Source organism: Shigella sp. FJ200513, assembly GCF_040495915.1.
GTDB lineage: Bacteria > Pseudomonadota > Gammaproteobacteria > Enterobacterales > Enterobacteriaceae > ECMA0423.
The window spans coordinates 1-1,558 of sequence record NZ_JBDYCV010000114.1; the positions used below are offsets into that span (position 1 = coordinate 1).

Sequence of the window (1,558 nt, forward strand, 5' to 3'; positions counted from 1 at the left end):
GATGTTCAGACGCCCATGCAGGCGCACCGGATACAGCCAGACAGATGGCTGCGGACAAAATGGCAGCATAAAGTTTACGCATAATTACCTCTCGCTTTTCTGCAATAAAAAAGGCACCATTTCTGGTGCCCGTATCTGGGTTATAAAATTCAGCTGATACTGATACCTGCTGTGGATTTCTTCATCACAACAACCAGCAAATCGCTGATACTTGCTGTGGGATACCAGCCATTTACCAGCCATGCCGATACAGAAAACTCCAGCGTCATGTGACCGTGACCGGCAGGCATATCAATAACACCCGTATATATCAGCGTATTATCCAGGGTCGTTCGGTTATAAATTTCAGCACCGTTTTTCTTCACTATCAGGCGGCATGACGAATAAATATTGTTATTCTTCCGCTCATGTTTAGCACCGCGAAACGCCACCGCGGGAATAACAATTTGCCGATCAAACGGCTGATCGTCATAAACCCTGACGGTAATGGTCCCTGATGGCCACCTCTCCGGTGCCCGGGAGTCCCGTGGGAAAGGTTTGCCCACTGTTTTAACGAGATCGCCTTCAATCTGGTTCGCGGACAATTTTCCCAGAACCCGACAGTTCTTATTAATCGTGACGTTGTTGAGCGTCCCGGAGTTCGCGTTCACGTTACCGCTGATATCGGCATTTTTCGCCGTCAGCCGTCCGCCAGGTGTCAGGGAAAATGCCGGAGGATTACCGCCGCTGGTAATGGTCGGAGCCGTCAGGCGTTTCAGGAACACGTCGTTCATGAATATCTGATCGCCCTGACCAACAAACATCGGCTTTGTGTTGCCATTCGCAGGATTAATCATCGCAATCCTGTCTGCCGCCAGCAGCACCTGACTCTGCATTCCTGCTGGCGTATTCTCAATACCGGCACCGATACCCGCAATATAAAGGCGTCCGTCCTTCATCTGTTGCAGCTTCACAGCCCACATGCTGTTCAGGTTATTATTTGTATCAACCTGAACTTTCTGTATCTGCTGGATTGCAGCACTCTGATTTTCCAGTTTTTTATTGACGGTTTGCGTGATTTCATTGCTGACATTCGTAATGGACGTCCTGATTTCAGTCAGGTCCGGCGCAAGCTGACCGTTATCAATCTGCGTCCACAACTCCTTGCCGAGATGCGTTTTATTGATCAACCCTTTATAAAAACTCAGATAACCTTCCGCATCATCGCTCGCCCGACCGACGGCCTCCACAAATGCCGATTTGCCAACGGTGTTCACACTGCGAACGTAAAAATAATAATCATGGCCCGGCCTGATATTGATACTGGCGGCTATCCAGTACAGCGCCGTGCCAAGATAGCGGGCGCTGGTTTCAACCTGCCTGATATCCGCAATCCGCTTTTCCGAAAACCAGAACTCAAACTGCACCGTCGGGTCATATACAGCCAGTTTCGGGACCACCGTTATCTGAAAATACCCCGGTATCAGTTCAATAGTGACAGGCGCTGCCGGTGCCGCAATCCGGAACGATACCGACGCCGGATCGCCCTGCTGCCCCCGGGCATTTACCGCCCGGACTA

Annotated in this window: 2 protein-coding genes; both read right to left on the reverse strand. The window is 50.6% G+C overall.

The genetic code is table 11. The features are described from left to right. A partial coding sequence (locus ABZJ92_RS18055; RefSeq protein ID WP_024017432.1) for an Ail/Lom family outer membrane beta-barrel protein occupies positions 1 to 82 on the reverse strand: 82 nt, incomplete at its 3' end. A gap of 67 nt (positions 83 to 149) precedes the next feature. Continuing rightward, on the reverse strand, positions 150 to 1,558 hold a 1,409-nt coding region (locus ABZJ92_RS18060; RefSeq protein WP_353765453.1), incomplete at its 5' end, for a phage tail tip domain-containing protein.